We start from the raw sequence: 1,180 nt of genomic DNA on the forward strand, positions 1-1,180 counted from the left end.
CGCCCCCTGGGGCCCCCCCGGGGGGCCCGCCGGGCCCCCCCGCGGGCCCCCCCCCCCCCCCCCCCGCGGGCCCCCCCCCCCCCCCCCCCGGCCCGGGGGGGGCCCCCCCCCCCCCGGGGGGGGCCCCCCCACCACTGATCTTCGCGGGGTCCATGGCGGGGTCACTGGGGTCCAACAAGCTCCCCAAATCGGACGATCAACCCGAGGCTCAGCTCTCAGGAGCACGTGGCACGATGTCAACTGCTCCTTGACTCCTCAACAGCCCAGCAGTGCCAGCGAAGTGCCGCCTCCGGCCAACAGCAGTGGAAAGCCTCCATCGCTGGCGTCCCGTCAGTCAAGATATGGCAAAGCCTCTGCTGCGCCGCAGGTCAGGAAGCGTCCTCCCCGCACCCGCGGGGGTCAGCCGGCCGGCGGGCTCGACCCGCTCCACCGTGCCGCGTCCTCCCCGCACCCGCGGGGGTCTGCCGGCGGGCAGCGAGAGCGGACGGCGGTCGGTCATGTCCTCCCCGCACCCGCGGGGGTCTGCCGCAGCCGAGTTCATTGCCGACGACGTGCAGTACGTCCTCCTGTCGGCGGCGGCTGAATTCGGGCCGGTATCGACGGTTGAGTTGTGGGCCAGTCGTGGTCTCGCTGGATGGTGTGTGTCAGTCGTTGTCATTCGTGCGGACGTGCCCGAGTTCGCGTCCCCGCATGCGGTAGGACTCGCCTTTGAGCGAGTGGACCTCGGCGTGGTGGACGAGTCGGTCGATCATGGCGGCGGCGACGGTTTCGTCGCCGAAGACCTCTCCCCAGCGCCCGAAGGGCTTGTTCGAGGTGACGATCACGCTCGCTCGTTCGTATCTGTTCGAGATCAGCTGGAAGAACAGGTTCGCGGCCTCCGGTTCGAAGGGGATGTAGCCCACTTCATCGACCACGATCAGTGGGTAACGGCCGAGCTTGACCAGTTCGTCCTGGAGTCGGCCGGCCTGGTGGGCGGCGGCCAGGCGGTCGACCCACTGGGAGGCGGTGGCGAACGCGACCCGGTGGCTGGCCTGGCAGGCCCGGACGGCGAGCCCGGTGGCCAGATGGGTCTTGCCGGTGCCCACCGTTATCTGGGGATCAAGTTCTCGGTTCGGGTGATCGCCCTGGTAGTAACGTCAAAGACATAGAAACAAGTGCGCGTGGCTGCAGGAGCGATCTC

Annotated in this window: 1 protein-coding gene; it reads right to left on the reverse strand. The window is 69.8% G+C overall.

Features of this window, described 5'->3' with window-relative positions; genetic code table 11:
- Positions 1 to 644: 644 nt before the first annotated feature.
- Positions 645 to 1,085 carry an ATP-binding protein gene (locus ACIOJE_RS41290; protein WP_400783854.1) on the reverse strand — a complete coding sequence of 147 codons (441 nt, stop codon included), beginning with the start codon at positions 1,083 to 1,085 and terminating at the stop codon, positions 645 to 647.
- Positions 1,086 to 1,180 lie beyond the last annotated feature (95 nt).

The sequence above is a fragment of the Kitasatospora sp. NPDC087861 genome, assembly GCF_044742585.1.
Lineage (GTDB): Bacteria > Actinomycetota > Actinomycetes > Streptomycetales > Streptomycetaceae > Kitasatospora.